At 68.1% G+C, this 14,361-nt stretch carries 12 protein-coding genes and 1 pseudogene; 9 read left to right on the top strand and 4 right to left on the bottom strand.

Annotated elements, in window-relative coordinates; translation table 11 throughout:
- Nucleotides 1–91 precede the first annotated feature (91 nt).
- The gene (locus tag ACIRQP_RS41135; protein ID WP_403900419.1) at nucleotides 92–2,257 is read left to right on the top strand and encodes a PQQ-binding-like beta-propeller repeat protein; all 2,166 of its coding nucleotides are present in this window, start codon (nucleotides 92–94) and stop codon (nucleotides 2,255–2,257) included.
- A 137-nt stretch (nucleotides 2,258–2,394) separates the two neighbouring features.
- Entirely contained in the window at nucleotides 2,395–2,943 is a 549-nt protein-coding gene (locus tag ACIRQP_RS41130; protein WP_403900417.1) for a hypothetical protein, read from the top strand.
- On the opposite strand, the gene ACIRQP_RS41125 is transcribed toward ACIRQP_RS41130, so the two are convergent.
- The gene (locus ACIRQP_RS41125) at nucleotides 2,873–3,595 is read right to left on the bottom strand and encodes an IS5 family transposase (protein WP_403900415.1); all 723 of its coding nucleotides are present in this window, start codon (nucleotides 3,593–3,595) and stop codon (nucleotides 2,873–2,875) included. The genes ACIRQP_RS41130 and ACIRQP_RS41125 overlap by 71 nt on opposite strands.
- Before the next feature lie 71 nt (nucleotides 3,596–3,666).
- Here ACIRQP_RS41125 and ACIRQP_RS41120 point away from each other — a divergent pair, with 71 nt between their 5' ends.
- Both ACIRQP_RS41120 and ACIRQP_RS41115 read left to right on the top strand, forming a co-directional pair.
- Complete coding sequence (locus ACIRQP_RS41120) at nucleotides 3,667–5,358, top strand: ISAzo13 family transposase (protein WP_403900413.1); 1,692 nt, start codon at nucleotides 3,667–3,669, stop codon at nucleotides 5,356–5,358.
- Nucleotides 5,359–5,696: 338 nt separating this feature from the next.
- On the top strand, nucleotides 5,697–6,083 hold the full coding sequence (locus tag ACIRQP_RS41115; RefSeq protein WP_403900411.1) for a DUF6233 domain-containing protein: 387 nt from the start codon (nucleotides 5,697–5,699) through the stop codon (nucleotides 6,081–6,083).
- Between the two features lie 87 nt (nucleotides 6,084–6,170).
- Here ACIRQP_RS41115 and ACIRQP_RS41110 read toward each other — a convergent pair whose 3' ends face one another.
- The gene (locus ACIRQP_RS41110; protein WP_403900409.1) at nucleotides 6,171–6,686 is read right to left on the bottom strand and encodes a hypothetical protein; all 516 of its coding nucleotides are present in this window, start codon (nucleotides 6,684–6,686) and stop codon (nucleotides 6,171–6,173) included.
- A 135-nt stretch (nucleotides 6,687–6,821) separates the two neighbouring features.
- On the opposite strand from ACIRQP_RS41110, the gene ACIRQP_RS41105 reads away from it, so the two are divergent.
- The 4 genes and pseudogenes from ACIRQP_RS41105 to ACIRQP_RS41090 form a co-directional block, all read left to right on the top strand.
- Nucleotides 6,822–7,208 carry a Ku protein gene (locus ACIRQP_RS41105; protein ID WP_403900407.1) on the top strand — a complete coding sequence of 129 codons (387 nt, stop codon included), beginning with the start codon at nucleotides 6,822–6,824 and terminating at the stop codon, nucleotides 7,206–7,208.
- Complete coding sequence (locus ACIRQP_RS41100) at nucleotides 7,180–7,515, top strand: transposase (RefSeq protein ID WP_403900405.1); 336 nt, start codon at nucleotides 7,180–7,182, stop codon at nucleotides 7,513–7,515. Before ACIRQP_RS41105 ends, ACIRQP_RS41100 begins: the two co-directional genes overlap by 29 nt.
- Nucleotides 7,516–7,735: 220 nt before the next feature.
- Complete coding sequence (locus tag ACIRQP_RS41095; RefSeq protein WP_403900403.1) at nucleotides 7,736–9,712, top strand: NACHT domain-containing protein; 1,977 nt, start codon at nucleotides 7,736–7,738, stop codon at nucleotides 9,710–9,712.
- Between the two features lie 126 nt (nucleotides 9,713–9,838).
- Nucleotides 9,839–10,171 (top strand): annotated as a pseudogene (locus ACIRQP_RS41090) (Tn3 family transposase); the annotation flags it as partial.
- Here ACIRQP_RS41090 and ACIRQP_RS41085 read toward each other — a convergent pair.
- Complete coding sequence (locus tag ACIRQP_RS41085; RefSeq protein WP_403900401.1) at nucleotides 10,093–10,371, bottom strand: hypothetical protein; 279 nt, start codon at nucleotides 10,369–10,371, stop codon at nucleotides 10,093–10,095. The pseudogene ACIRQP_RS41090 and the gene ACIRQP_RS41085 overlap by 79 nt on opposite strands.
- Nucleotides 10,372–10,675: 304 nt before the next feature.
- Between ACIRQP_RS41085 and ACIRQP_RS41080 the strand changes: the two genes are divergently transcribed.
- Nucleotides 10,676–11,659, top strand: coding sequence for a TIGR01777 family oxidoreductase (locus tag ACIRQP_RS41080; protein WP_403900399.1), 984 nt, complete (start codon nucleotides 10,676–10,678; stop codon nucleotides 11,657–11,659).
- Between the two features lie 174 nt (nucleotides 11,660–11,833).
- Here the strand turns inward: ACIRQP_RS41080 and ACIRQP_RS41075 are convergent, their stop codons facing one another.
- Entirely contained in the window at nucleotides 11,834–14,293 is a 2,460-nt protein-coding gene (locus tag ACIRQP_RS41075; protein WP_403900397.1) for a tyrosine-type recombinase/integrase, read from the bottom strand.
- Nucleotides 14,294–14,361 lie beyond the last annotated feature (68 nt).

Genomic DNA, 14,361 nt, shown 5'->3' with positions numbered 1-14,361 from the left:
TCGAGGGCAACCCCATGAAAGCCATACCCGGCGTCTCTGGATCTCTGGACCTTACGACGGCCCGTCCAACCCACCAACAAGGTAGGACCCCATGACAACGCCGCCCATGCCGCCGACCCCGTCGGCGCCGACTCCACCGCCCCCACAGGCCGGCACCGCGGCCACGCACATCGGACCGTATCGAGTGATCCGGGAGCTCGGCGCGGGCGGCATGGGCCGCGTTTATCTGGCCGCGTCGCGCAGCGGCCGTGCCGTCGCCGTCAAGGTCGTACGCCCCGAACTGGCCGCCGATCCCGACTTCCGGCGGCGCTTCAAGGCCGAGGTGGACGCCGCTCGCGCGGTCGGCGGCGCCTTCACGGCGCCGGTCGTCGACGCCGCCCCCGAGGGGCCGCAGCCCTGGCTGGCCACGGCGTACATCCCCGGCCCCTCGCTCGCCGACGCCATCAAGGCCCACGGGGCCATGCCCGAGGCCACCTTGCGCGTGCTCGGCGCGGGCCTGGCCGAGGCGCTGGCCGCGATCCACGGCGCGGGAGTGATCCACCGCGACCTCAAGCCGTCCAACATCCTGCTCGCCCTCGACGGGCCCAGGGTCATCGACTTCGGCATCAGCCGGGCTGTCGACGGGACCGTGCTCACCGCGGAGGGCCAGATCATCGGGTCGCCCGGCTTCATGTCGCCCGAACAGTCGACCGGGGCCGAACTCACGCCCGCCGGCGACGTGTTCTCCCTCGGCGCCGTACTCACCTTTGCCGCCACCGGCGTCCCGCCCTTCGGCACCGGCGCGGCACACGCGCTGCTCTACCGCGCCACCCACGAGGCACCGCAACTGGACGGCATCCCGCACGCCCTGCTCGGCATCGTCTCCGCCTGCCTCGACAAGGACCCCGCCCGGCGTCCGACCGTCGCGCAGCTGCAGGAGTGGCTGCGTCCGGCGACCACCGCGGGCTGGCTCGGCGCGGTCGAGCTGCAGGTGGCCGAGGAGCAGCGCAGCCTGCACGACCAGGTACGGACTCCCCTGCTCAGCCGACGCCGGGTCCTTGCCGGCGGCGCGGTGCTCGCCGTGGCCGCGGCCGCCTCAGGCACCGCCCTGCTCCTCCGCTCGCGTTCCGGGGACGCGACCGCCACCCCCGAACTCTCCTGGACCGCGGACCTCCCGCAGCCCGGCATGTCTCTTCTCGCGGTGACGCTGTCCACGCTGCTGTGCGCCGGAAAGACCTCGGGCGCCGTCTTCGACCGGGCCACCGGCAAGTCCCTCTGGCAGGACCTCAGCGGCCAGAACACCGCCGCCATCGCCGACGACAGGCGCGTCTACACGGTCCGTACCGACGGCAAGGTCCACGCCCTCGACGGCCGGACCGGAAACGAGCTGTGGGCCGCGTCGCCGACCGGGAGCAACGCGCCGCAACTGGGGTACGCGAGCGACTCCCTGCTTGTGACCATGAGTGACGGGCGCTTCCAGGGCCTGGACCCGTCGACCGGTGATGTGCGGTGGAACTCGCCTGACCTGGGAGGACTGGCGGTCGTCGGCACCTCCTCGGCGGGCGGGCTGATCGTCTGGGGCAGTGCTTCCAAGACATCCACGACCGCGACTCTCAACGGATACACCGTTCTCGCTCCGGACACGGGCGACCGGCTGTGGTCGAAGGACCTCGTCGCCCTCTATCCGCCGTCCGAGGGCAAGGTGTGCTACGCCATCGACGGCGACATGAACCTCCTCGCCCTCCGGCCCGCCGACGGCGAAGCACTCTGGAGCAAGCCCACCAGACTTCCACCGACGAACAGTCAGGTCGTCTTCTACGAGGGATCGTTGAGCCTGGACCAGGGGACCCTGTTCTGTTACCCGGGCACCGGCGCCGCCGGCGCGACCAGCGGGCTGCTGGCGGCCTTCGACCCGGCGACGGGGCAGAACCCGTGGAGCGTACAGACCGCCGCCCGGGGAAACCGGGGCTACGGCCGGTCCGGCGGCACCGTCTGCTACCTGGACGAGGTCCTGCACGCCGTCGACGCCCGGACCGGCGCGGACCGCTGGACGGCAGGCTCCGGCCTCGGCGAGCTGCAGTTCCTGGGCGTTGCGAGCGACCTCTTCCTTGTCGCAGGAGGCAAAGGGCTCTACGGCTTCCACGCCGACACCGGCAAGCAGGTCTGGCACCACCCGGTCAGCGGCGGATCCGGCTTCTGGTCGGCGTCCCTCGTCGACGGCCACATCTTCGCCAGCTGGTCCGGCAAGCTCTTCTGCTTCTCGGCGCCCAAGGCGTAGCAGCGGACACCCCCGACCTGAGAAGCCGTTGTTTTTCCGGATGTGATCGTTGAGTTTCCGCTGGTCAGGCATGGTTCCGGTGTCGGGGTGGGAGGGTTCGGACGTTCTGTTCGGCCTCGACGACGCGGAGGCAGACGATGGTGTCGGTGATGGGTTTGCTGGAGAAGCCGGAGGCGTCTGCCCGGGTGCGGGTGGAGGGGCTTCAGGCGGAGGCGGACCGGATTCTGGCGGAACTCGGCGTGGCTGAGGCGGTGTTGGAACGGCGGGTGATCGCTCGGGCGGAGCTGGCCGAGGCCCTGGCCACGCCGGCCGAACAGACGGATGCACTTGTTCCTGGCCCGCGAGAGGAGACGGCGGCGAAGGGTAAGGTCCCGGTCGCTTGGTCGATCGTGCTGCGGCATGGGGAGGGGATGACGGCGGCTGCGCTCGCGCCGGACTACCGGCGGATCGTGGAGCTGGTGGCGTCCGCTCCGGGCGACGGCGAGGGGATTTCGGCGAAACAGCTCGCGGCCCGGCTGGAACTGCCGCTGGTGCCGGCGAAGATCGAGGGCCTGCGGTCCAGGGCGAGGCGCCTGGCCGAGCGGGGATGGCTGACCGTGTCGCCGGCGGGGCGGTTCACGCCGCGGCAACCCGCCGCGACCTCTCCTGGTGCGGGCGACAGGCCGGGCGGGCCAGACGCCGGCTGAGGAGCATGGCCTGCGAGAAGTAGATGAACGCCTCGCCGCTGGCGGGCAGCGTCTCGAAGTCCCGCACCAGACGACGCGAACGCATCAGCCACACCAGCGTGCGCTCCACCACCCACCGTCTCGGAAGTACCACGAACCCCGTCATGTCATCGCTGCGTTTGACGATCCGCAGGGTGAGCCGGAGTTTCTGTCTCGCCCAGTCTACGAGTCGGCCGGCGTAGCCGCCGTCGGCCCACACCAGGGTGATCTTCGGGAACCGGGTCCGCAGGCGGGGCAGCATGCCGCAGGCGGCCTGGCGGTCGGTGACGTCGGCCGCACACACCAGCACCATCAGCAGCAGGCCGAGACTGTCCGTGATGACGTGCCGGCGCCTTCTGTTGATCTTCTTTCCGCCGTCGTAGCCGCGTGAGACGGCCGGCACCGAGGCGGCGCCCTTGACCGACTGCGAGTCGATGACCGTCGCGGTCAGCTCCACCTTCCGGCCCTCGGCCCGGCGGGCCCGGCCGCGCAGCCGGTCATGGAACTCCTGGGCCAGGCCATGGCGCCGCCACCTGCGGAAGAAGGCATACACGCGGTCCCAGGCGGGAAAGTCGCACGGCATCGCACGCCACTTGATCCCGTTGTCGGTGACGTAGAAGACCGCGTCCAGCATCCAATGCCACGAAGTTAGGGCTCGTAAAGAATCAACACGTTGCTTCACGGTCTCTCCGTCGTTGGTGTGGTATGCGCATACCGAGCGAGGTTCGTGACCAACTTGCCCTGAGGTTTGGGGTGTTGTTCCCTCATCTGAATGAGCGGCAGCAGCGGCTGGCACTGGCCGCCGAGGCTCGGCTGCTGGGGCACGGTGGGGTCCGGGCCGTCGCGCGTGCCGCAGGGGTGAGCGAGACGACAGTGCGGAAGGGTGTCTTCGAGTTGGAAGGCGGTGAGGATCCCCTGCCCGATGGTCGGGTCCGCCGGGACGGCGGCGGTCGCAGGAGCGCCGAGGAACTCGACCCGCTGCTTGTTCCGGCGTTGCTGGCGCTGGTCGAGCCGGATGAGCGGGGCGATCCGATGTCGCCGCTGCGGTGGACGACCAAGTCGCTGCGGTCTCTGGCCGGGGAGCTGACGCGGCAGGGCCATGCCGCGTCAGCTCCGACCGTGGGCAGGCTGCTGCGGGAGAACGGTTTCAGTCTGCAGGCCAATGCCAAGACCCTTGAGGGCGCTCAGCACCCGGACCGCGACGCCCAGTTCCGGTACATCAACGACCAGGTCAAGGACCATCAGGCGGGCAGCGAGCCGGTGGTCAGTGTGGACACGAAAAAGAAGGAAGTCGTCGGGGAGTTCAAGAATGCGGGACGTCAATGGCGGCCGGCCGGTGAACCCGTGCGGGTCGACGTCCATGACTTCCCCGGTGACGCACTTGGCAAGGCCCTGCCCTACGGCATCTACGACCTGGTGGCGGACGCCGGCTGGGTGAACGTCGGTACGGATCACGACACGTCCGCGTTCGCGGTCGAATCGATCCGCCGCTGGTGGAACGGGCAAGGATGCCTCGACTACCCGCAGGCCAGACGTCTGCTCATCACCGCTGATGCCGGCGGCTCCAACGGCTACCGCACCAGGGCGTGGAAAACGGGGCTCGCCGCGTTCGCCGCCCGGACCGGCCTGGCCGTCACGGTCTGCCACATGCCGCCGGGCACATCGAAGTGGAACAAGGTGGAACACCGACTGTTCTCCGCGATCACCATGAACTGGCGCGGCAGACCGCTGAACAGCCACGAGGTCGTCGTGCAGTCCATCGCCGCGACCACCACCCGCACCGGCCTCACCGTCCACGCCGAACTCGACACCGGCGCCTATCCCACCGGTGTGAAGGTCAGCGACGCCGAGCTGAACGCAGCGCCGGTCACCGGCCATGCCTTCCACGGCGAATGGAACTACACCGTCCACCCCCACCCCGCCGGCCAGGCAGACCCCACCGGGCCAACCCTCAGGCCGGCGGCGGTCTTCGACCGCCGTGCTCTGTCACATCCCGCACTGACCGGCATGACCCGCACCGCACTGACCGAGCTGACCAAGACCCTGACCGCCGACTGGCAGACGCTACAGAAACAGGACCCCGCCACACGACGCGACGGCGGCGAACGACGCCGGGCCCCGGGCGGCGGCCGCAAAGCCAAACTCGACCTGGCCGACCGGATCCTGGCCACCGTGCTGCAACAAAACCTCGCCCTGCCGCCCACCGTGCCCGCCCACCTCTTCGCCGTCAGCAAGGACACCATCCGCCACACCACCAGCGAGATCCGGCACCTGATGCACCAGCACGCACACATTTCCCGGCCCCCAGCAGCACACCTCAACACCCTGGCAGGACTTCTCGTCCACGCCACCGCACACGGCGCGAACTTCAAGACAGAGACCAAACCAGCATGTTGATTCTTTACGAGCCCTAAGCGACTCGAGGCGCGATTCACTGACCGACACCGGAAAAAATCACGCTGAGCACGCGTGCGGGCACAAGGTGCAAGATTCATCAAATTCGGTACACCAGTGGCCACCCCCTGACCTGCACGGACGGTAACGCGACCGTCACGCATCCTGGGGGCTTGAATCCCCAAGTGGCCTAAATCACAAAGGCGTTGACCAGGCATCAAACATCCCACGGACAGATATATCCACGCCTGCTGGCCGAGTGCACCCGCATTCATCGTGATGGCCTCGCGGCCGATGACGCCCAGGGGGAGGCGTGCGGTGCGGGACTATCATTCGAACGCATGAGCGAACAACATCCGGCGCCGCGCGTGACTGCCACGCTCCCGGGAGGCCACACCGTCGAGGTACACCTGCGGGCGCGGAGGCGGGACGCGGACGGATGGTGGTACGAGGTCTCGATCGACTCGGTCGAGCTGCCAGCCGATGCTGTCCGTCCCATCGCTGACGAGGACTACAGCCAGATCCCCACCACAGGGGCCGACGACACGGCGGCGTGGGTGCTCCAGGCCCTCCGCCATGACACCCCGGACCAGCGCGCACTTGTCCTCCACCGGGCCGGCTGCTGGACCGCCGAGGGACGCCTCACCCCGGCCAACACCACCGAGGCCAAAGCCTTCGTGCGGCACGTGTGGGCGACGGCATGCGACGTCTGCAAACCCGCCCCCTGAGCCGAGCTTGTCCTACCTTCCGAGCGTGGGTCTGAGACGGTCATTCGTAAGATCGTCTCAGACCCACGCTCGGAAGGTAGGACAAGCTCAGGTACCGAGGAGCTCGATGATTTCGCTCACCCGGCGGACCGGGAGGGGGGTCCACCGCGGCGTTGGCGCCAGCCGGGAGACCACTGCGCCGAGCCACTCCGGGTCTCCGAGGCGGTGCAGCGCCTTCGCCTCGGACATCTTCGCGACCAGGTCGACTACCAGGGCCATGTGCATGGACGTGTAAGTGCGGTCGTGGTGGGTGTAGTTCACCGACCAGGGCTTATATCGATCACGAATGCCGGACAGGGAGCAGCCATCTCGGCCACCGTCCATGTAGCCGCCTGCCGCGACGATGACACCCCCGGTGCGGGTGGCCATCCATGGCTTCATGGTGACCCTCAGCCGAACGGTGTGGAGGCTGCTCCACGGGACGACGTCCCGGGGGTCCACCTCTCCCCGCACGTGGTGCTCGATGCCTTCGGTGGCGAGCACCAGGCACGACCCATCGTTCCGCTTTGGGTCCCCGATGACCCATCGGTCCCCGACCAGTTCCAGCGGCCCCAGGTGCTGCATCAAACTCCCCCAATAGACCGTGTGTTCCCCTGTCCGAAATTTACCCTCAGCAGGCCCGTCCAGGAGTCGTGCCGCCGAGGAATTCCCCCGTCACATCGACCAAGTCGACGCGTCACCGACGACGACCTATACGACATGCCGCTGCCCACTGCGAAGGCGATCGAGATCGCCGTGTTCGTCGACTCCAGCGAGATTGACCCGGTGCGACTGTTCACCTCCTACTACCTGGCGGCCGACGGCGCCGTCGCCCGCAAGCCGTACACCCTTCTGTGCGAGGCGTTGAAGCGCAGCAGCAAGGTGGCCATCGCCAAGTTCGCCCTGCGCGGCCGTGAGCGCCTCGGACTCCTGTCGATCAGGGACGATGCACTGGCCGGACGAGATCCGCGACCGTTCACCAGAAACCCGGCTGACGTAGTAGCGGATCAGACTGTCAGCCGCTCGACGGCAGCCAAGGCGCCCCGACCGTCCCCGCCCAGCGCAAGGCCCGCCGCGGGTGTCCAGGCGGTGGACGGCCCGCGGTGAGTCCGAGTGTGAGCAGTCGCGGCTGCGGTGCGCGACCTCCTGGAGCGCGCCGCACGTACGGCGCGGCCAGGGCTACACCCTGCGCCTCAGCGCCGTCCCCACCGTGCACCGCGGGCTCCTCGATCTGAACAGCCGCCTGGCCCCGTTCGTCAAACTCGCCCGAAGCATCCGCAGCCGCCGACAGGACATCGCCAACGCGTTGACCTTCAAACTCACCAACGCCCGCGTGGAGTCGATGAACACGAAGATCTGCCTGCTGATCCGCCGAACCTACGGCTTCCGCGCGTCGCCGCCCTACGCGCCATGATCCTGTTCTGCCTGGCCGGTTATACCCGCCCACTCCCCGGACGGCCATGACCAACACCACCCGACCACCCCTCAGAAACTCACAAAAGACGGCTCCTCTGAAGCGATGCCGTCGAGGTATACGCCTGGATGTCACCGATCCTCTTGTGGAACCCGGCGAACCATCGCGAGACTACGCGTTCATGCGTCGCAGACAGAGGTACTGGGCTCTGGCTTCCCTGGTGTGTGTACTGCTGCTGTTTGCAGCCTGGGTTTTCTCGGATCTCAAGCGCGGCGACGTCGATCCGGTCAGTGCGCTGCTCGGCACAGTGGCACTGATCGCGACCTTGGCCATCGCCGTCGCCGACCGACGGCAGTCTGAACGTGATCCCGACGCCGTGGCGCATGTGGTGGCACGGCTGGTGCTCAAGTCCGAGGGCGACGCCTGGCTCAAAGCGCAGGCTGGGCGCCCCGCCTCGATCGATCTGCGTTTCGTGTTGCGTAGCACTCCTGGCCAGCCCTCGGAAGGGGCCGCTGTGGAAGGTCGCCTCGACACGATCGAGGAGTACTACCTGGCCCTTCGGCGCAGGCGTCTGGTGATCACTGGTGGCCCTGGTGCTGGAAAGACAGTACTCATGCAGCGGCTTCTGCTCGATCTGTGCAAGAACCGTACGGGAGGCCAGCCAGTGCCGATCCGGCTGAGCCTGTCGGCGTGGACGGAACTGGAGGTCGACGACGACGCCGCACACACCAGCGAACCGCTCACCGAGATGGTGCGTGCGTGGTTGATCCGTACGCTCATAAACACCTACGGCATCTCGCGAAGGTCCGCAGACGCGCTGCTGGATGCGGGACAGGTGCTCCCGATGTTCGACGGACTTGACGAGATGGACGGTACGACGCGCACACGGCCCGCGTACGAACGACGCGCGCGACAGGCCCTCTCAGCCCTGGGACGCTACGCGCCCAACGGCACACCGTCCCCGATGGTGCTGACGTGCCGGGCCGATACCTACCGTGACCTACGCGATGTCCATGTCGAGCTGGACTTCGCCGCATGCGTCGAGATCGCTGCACTGTCACCTGAGCAGGTGCGCCAGTTCATCGCCGAGAGGTCCACCCAACTCACCCGCTGGGACGGCGTGCTGGACCAAATCGACCACCACGCCTCCGGCTCCCTGGCCCAACACTTGTCCGCCCCCTGGCGGCTGGCGATCGCAACGCAGGTGTACGAGTTCCGCGATCGACAGGGACGCTTTCTGCACGATCCCAACGAGTTGTTGCGACTCACGTTGGCTGACCCTCGTGGATGGGTCGGCCATCTGCACCGTCTGTTCGTGGAGCGTGCGCTGGCCGATCCGGTGTGGCGAAACCGTGGGGATGCCCAGCGGATAGGCCTATGGCTGGGCAATATTGCGCGCTACCTGCTCGACAATGCCACCACCGCCCGAACCCTGGGCGAACGAGTACTGCCGACCAGCGACATCGTGCCGCACGAGCTGTGGCCCATGGGGGATGCCGCGAAAATCATGCGATGGCACCGCGTTCTCGCGTTCGTGTCGGTGCTGGCGGTGTCCGCAGCCACGGCGGTCACGGTGGGGCCAGCTCCGGCGTGGCAGGCCGCGTTGGTGGTCGGGCCGCTGTTCTGGTTGGCGCTCGGCAGGCTCGGGTCCCGGGTCTGGCCGATCGTGGTGCTGACGCATCGAAGATCAGTACGGCACATGATCGCGGGCGTCCTGTTCGCTGGCGTCACCGGTGCCGTTCCCTACATTGTGTTCGGGTTCGATCCCGTGGTGGCCGTAGCCCTCCTCGGTGGCGTCGCGCTATGGGTCGGAGGCCGCACTCGGATTCTGGACGCCGAAACTGTTGTCTCGCCGACTGGTGTGATCAGCCGCTCGATTTCCCACGCCGTGACTAGCGCGGCGTTCAGCGGAGCGCTTCTCGGTCTCGTCTGTGGATGGGCGTACGGCTTCTACCGCGGAACCACGATGGTCTACGCATTCGGGGGCGTGTTCGGGTTCGCGACCTTCATGGCTTCAGCCGATCTCGGAATCCGGCGCCTGGCCCTGCACGCCACCACGCGCATGCTGCCGTGGCGGGTGAGTAGTGACCTGAGTCGGGCCGAGCTCTGCGGCCTTCTCCGCATCGCTGGTGACGTCTACCAGTTCCGCCACCGCGAGCTCCAGGACTGGTTCGCCGATCAGCACAACACACTCTGACCCGAACACCCGAGGCGTCACGGTCGTCCCGGCGCAGCGCAAGTCCCGCCACGAGTACGAGAACCGGGTCAGCACACGTCGGCGACTCTACTCAAGCGGCTCCGGTCGGGGTCGAGGAAGAACGCCACCTACGCCGCCTTCCGCGAGGTCGGCCGCGTGATCCGCACCGTGCAGCTGCTGCGCTACCTCTCGGATGCGCCGCTGCGCCGACGGGGGACGGCGGCGACGAACAAGGTCGAGGAGGTCGTTCCAGTGGCGCTGACCGAGCTGCCCGCCGCCCACGATCGCGACCACGACGAACAGCGTGGCGGGCGGCAGCCGCCGCAGGAACCAGCCGTCGAGTATGCGCTTTTGGAGTTCGACGAGCAGTTCCACCGTCCTCAGCCCTCCACGTGGCGCATCGGAGGACCGACCAGGTCGCACATCGGCGTTTTTTGGGGCCGGGGGGTGCGTCGATGAGGGTGGTCACGCTCCTCGCCTTCGCCGCCACCGGCGGCGAGCCTTTCAGTGAGGGCCCGCCGCTGCACCACCTTCACCGCCACCGCTCGCCCGCCCGGCGACCGGCCCAGAAACACCTCTCCCATCCCGCCCGCACACAGCCGGCCATGCAGCACGAAGTCCCCGACCCGCACCGGATCCCCAGTTGCCGGCGGCTCCATACCGCCCTCCTCCCCCGCCAGAACACACACCCTCCGGCTACTGCTCCTACCCAACCACCAGGACTCCCGTCCCGGTTCAGAAACGCCGTCCTGCAGAGCGATCGAGCCGCATAGTCCACTCAGCGATCGAGTCGTCGCGGGGCTCCGGGCGGTCAAGTTTCTGAAGCCATCAGAAAGCGAGGCACCCAGAGCCATACCCGGAACCCCCGGGCCCGACGATCTTGCGAATGACCGCCGGACTCCCAAGCTGAACGCGTTCAAGAAGAAGGGCTACGCTGATGTCGAGCGAAGCCGAGGGGGTTCGATGAAGGTAGTGCTGCCCGGGGGAACCGGACAGGTGGGCACGATTCTCGACCGTGCGCTGACGGCTGCCGGCCACAAGGTCACGGTAGTGACCCGGCGTCCCGTGCGGGCGCACGACATCGGATGGGACGGGGCCACGCTCGGCCGCTGGGCCGCGGCGATCGACGGCTGCGATGTCGTGATCAATCTGGCCGGGCGCAGCGTCTCCTGCCGTTACACCGCCGAGAACCTGCAAGCCATGATGGACTCCCGGGTGGATTCGGCGCGTGTGGTCGGCGAGGCGATCGCCGCCGCCGCGCGGCCGCCGCGCGTCTGGCTGCAGATGAGTACGGCGACGGTCTACGCCCACCGCTTCGACGCGGCACACGACGAGACGACCGGGGTGATCGGAGGCTCGGAGGCCGGGGTGCCGGACTACTGGGCGTACAGCGTTGAGATCGCGGAGAACTGGGAGCGCGCGCAGGCCGAGGCACCGACTCCCGCGACCCGCAAGGTGGCGCTGCGCTCGGCGATGGTCATGAGCCCGGATCGGGGCGGTGTCTTCGACGTACTGTCGCGGCTGGCGCGGCTCGGGCTGGGCGGTCCGGTGGCCGGCGGCGCGCAGTACGTCTCCTGGATCCATGACGAGGACTTCGTGCGAGCAGTAGAGTTCCTGATCGCCCGGGACGACCTCGAGGGGCCGGTGAACCTCGCCTCGCCCGGCCCCCTTCCGCACCGCGACTTCATGCGGGCGCTGCGCACGGCCTGGGGCGTCCCGGTGGGGCTGCCAGCGACGCGCTGGATGGCCGAGTTGGGGGCGTTCGCGCTGCGGTCGGACACGGAACTGCTGCTCAAGAGCCGTCGGGTGGTGCCGGGTCGGCTGCGCGCAGCCGGGTTCGCTTTCGCGTATCCCAAGTGGGACAGGGCCGCTACGTCCCTCGTACAGCGGGCCAGACTGGTTCGTACGGCATCGAGGCGGGCCCGTGAATCGAGCCACGCTGTGTAGACGACCACAAAAAGCGGACCAGAGCCTTCTCGGGGGTGTCGTTCGACGTGACTTCGGGAGTCACTACGCACGTGTTGGCGTGATCAATATCGATGAGAAGCGGGTTCTGGCACAGATCTTGGGGAGTCGTCGCGGAGTGTCACTGAAGCAGGATCATTTTGCGGATTCTCTGAACTAGCGATCTTGGTTCGGAGACGACTCTTGTGACCTCGGTGACGGGATCCCGAGATCGACCGGTGTGGTGGTGGAATGTCGGTCGATCTGTGCGAGCTTGTCGCTGGCGCCTGCGAGGCTGATCTGTAGTCCTTCGACTTCCCCGAGCCAGCCCTCGCGTTCGGCCTCGGCGATGCGGGCGACGAGGTTGTCGCGGATCTCGACGATGCGGGAGCGTTGGGCGGGGTCCGGCCAGTGCATGGAGCATCGCAGGCAGGCTTCATGGATGCAGGGGGTGGAGTAGGCCCGGCCGCAGAGGCCGGTGGAGACTTTGCGGCGTTCGAAGTGGCCGAGGAAGTCCTCCCATTCCTCGTCGGTGGGCGCCCGGTACTCCTCGGTGGGGCGCCGGCTGCGGCGCCGGGCGAGGAATGCCAGGTGGGCCCGGATGGCCTCGTCGGGATAGACGGCCTTGTAGCCGAGGGTGACGTTGATGTCCTGGTGGCCGACGATCACCTGGGCGATGTGAGGGGGCAGCCCGTTCATGATGGCGTCGGTGATGAACATCCTGCGGAAGTCGTGAGGGGTGTAGTTCAGGGGGCGGCCGTCGCCGGGGTCGACGAGGCCGGTCCCGGCCAGAGCGGCCTGGAGCATTTTGCGGATGGTGCCGTGGTTGATGGCGCGGTTCTCGGTGCGGAAGCGGCGCTGGAACAGCAGCGGGGCTGGCGGCATCCACACGCATTCGTGCCAGTCGTAGGCGGGGATCAGCGGGACGGGTCCGGAGGGTTCCCGGATTCTGCTGATGATGGTGGACAGCACCTCGGCCAGTTCGGGGCTGACGACCAGCAGCCGTTCCACGTCCGTCTTGGACGGCGCGATCTGCAGTAGGGGTACGATTTCGCCCGTGGTCGCCAGCCGGTATCGGACCAGGCTGTGGTGGCTGAGCTCCAGCAACTCCTCGATACGGACGCCGGTGAGGCGGAGGACTTCCACCGTGGCCCAGGCCCAGAACGCGTACTCCTCTTCCTGCCGTAGGTCACGGCGCTTGCCGCTGTTCGGGTCGTCCGCCCAGACGGTGGTCACGGACGTGCCGGTGCGGAGGACGGAGCGGACCAGGGTCTGGTCGCCGGCGGTGAATGCGGTTCCGGGCCCGGCTTGACGGGCGGCGTGGAGGAGTGTCTCGGCGGTCCTGCGTCGCTGGTCAACGGTGCGGACGAGTACGGGCAGGACGGGGAGACGCTCGCGGGTGCGGGCATCCATGCGGGACTTGTGCTGTCGTTTGTATTTGCGGGTCTCGATGTCCTGCTGACTGACGGGGCAGGGGGCGACCCAGTGCGCCCAGCGTCCGGGATCTTCGATGGCCCACTGGGAGAGATCCAGGTAGAGGGCCCGTACTTTGATCAGGCACTCGCGGAAGCTGATCCGGGCGACCGGGACGACGGCCTTCTCGCCGTCCTGGTCGGTGACCGTCTCCGGCCGGGTCAGCAGGCGCTGGCGCCAGGCGGTGGCTGCCTCGGCGGGCAGGTGGAGGCTGTCGAGGCCAGGGTGGTGGAGCTCAAGGTCCTTCCAGAAGCGGCAGCCGAGGAAGTACGCAAGGTCGCGCAGGCTGTTGTAGTCCAGTCCCGGCTGGCGTTCTCGCAGGTAGTCCACGAGCAGGTCTCTGACGGGCCGGGACTCGATCTCGTAGCGGTCGATGAGTTCCTCGGGGGTTCGTTGTCCGCCGGTGCGCAACTCGCGCCAGCCGGTGGGGGCTTGAGGGCCGAGGATGTCCAGGTCTCGCAGTGTGCGGTAGAAGACGGGCAGGTCCTTCGGCCAGGACGTGAGCACTGCGGTCTCGGTCTCGGCGAGTTCCAGGACGTCGCCGAGGGCGATGTCGTCGACCAGGCCGCCCTTGGTCGCCAGGATCACGGAGGTCCGCTGCAGGATGAGCCGGCGGGAAGATGCCGACAGGTCGGTGCGGTTGTCACAGTGCACCCGCAGTCGTGCGTATCCGTGCGGGTCGCGCACGAGAGCGAGTCCGGGAGCAAGGTCGCTCTTCAAGGAAGGCACGGACACCAGCCACTCGAGCGAGGGGCGGATGACATCGGCGCAGATCAAGGCCTTCATCCCGTTGGACAGTTCGGACGGCAGCCACTGAGAACACCGGCCACGTTCGCGAAGCCACTCCAGGGGCGCCCGCCGCCACTGGGCGCCGAGTGCCTCGGCGCCGCTGGCCAGCCACCGCTGCTGCCAGGACTCGCCCGGAGCGTCGTGCAGCCAGTCCAGCAGGTGCGCCAGACCGCGGACCCGCTTGCCCTGAACGACAGGGTTCGCGAGGACGAACGGCGTTGCGGTCGTCCTCTCCCACACATCCACGCGGCCGAGTTCGGTGGCGGGCCAGTCGCTGGAGGCCGGGCGCGAGGGGAACCGGTCACGCGGCAGCTTCAGTGCCGCCGCTGTACTCGCCGCCTTCAGCGTGCGGGGCGTCAGGGTCGTGGCCGTCACGGCTGACCTGCGAAGAGGACGTTGAGCGTCTCGGCGCGGTAACCGGCGGCCGGTGTCGGAGCGGTCCG

The sequence above is a fragment of the Streptomyces sp. NPDC102274 genome (assembly GCF_044766385.1).
Taxonomy (GTDB): domain Bacteria; phylum Actinomycetota; class Actinomycetes; order Streptomycetales; family Streptomycetaceae; genus Streptomyces.
Note: the sequence above shows the minus strand (reverse complement) of the source record. Positions and strands in the feature narration are given on the sequence as shown.

Coding starts and splice junctions, on each gene's coding strand:
- ACIRQP_RS41135 (WP_403900419.1), top strand. CDS start 92: ATGACAACGCCGCCCATGCCGCCGACCCCGTCGGCGCCGACTCCACCG.
- ACIRQP_RS41130 (WP_403900417.1), top strand. CDS start 2,395: ATGGTGTCGGTGATGGGTTTGCTGGAGAAGCCGGAGGCGTCTGCCCGG.
- ACIRQP_RS41125 (WP_403900415.1), bottom strand. CDS start 3,595: ATGCTGGACGCGGTCTTCTACGTCACCGACAACGGGATCAAGTGGCGT.
- ACIRQP_RS41120 (WP_403900413.1), top strand. CDS start 3,667: ATGCGCATACCGAGCGAGGTTCGTGACCAACTTGCCCTGAGGTTTGGG.
- ACIRQP_RS41115 (WP_403900411.1), top strand. CDS start 5,697: ATGAGCGAACAACATCCGGCGCCGCGCGTGACTGCCACGCTCCCGGGA.
- ACIRQP_RS41110 (WP_403900409.1), bottom strand. CDS start 6,686: ATGCAGCACCTGGGGCCGCTGGAACTGGTCGGGGACCGATGGGTCATC.
- ACIRQP_RS41105 (WP_403900407.1), top strand. CDS start 6,822: ATGCCGCTGCCCACTGCGAAGGCGATCGAGATCGCCGTGTTCGTCGAC.
- ACIRQP_RS41085 (WP_403900401.1), bottom strand. CDS start 10,371: ATGGAGCCGCCGGCAACTGGGGATCCGGTGCGGGTCGGGGACTTCGTG.
- ACIRQP_RS41080 (WP_403900399.1), top strand. CDS start 10,676: ATGAAGGTAGTGCTGCCCGGGGGAACCGGACAGGTGGGCACGATTCTC.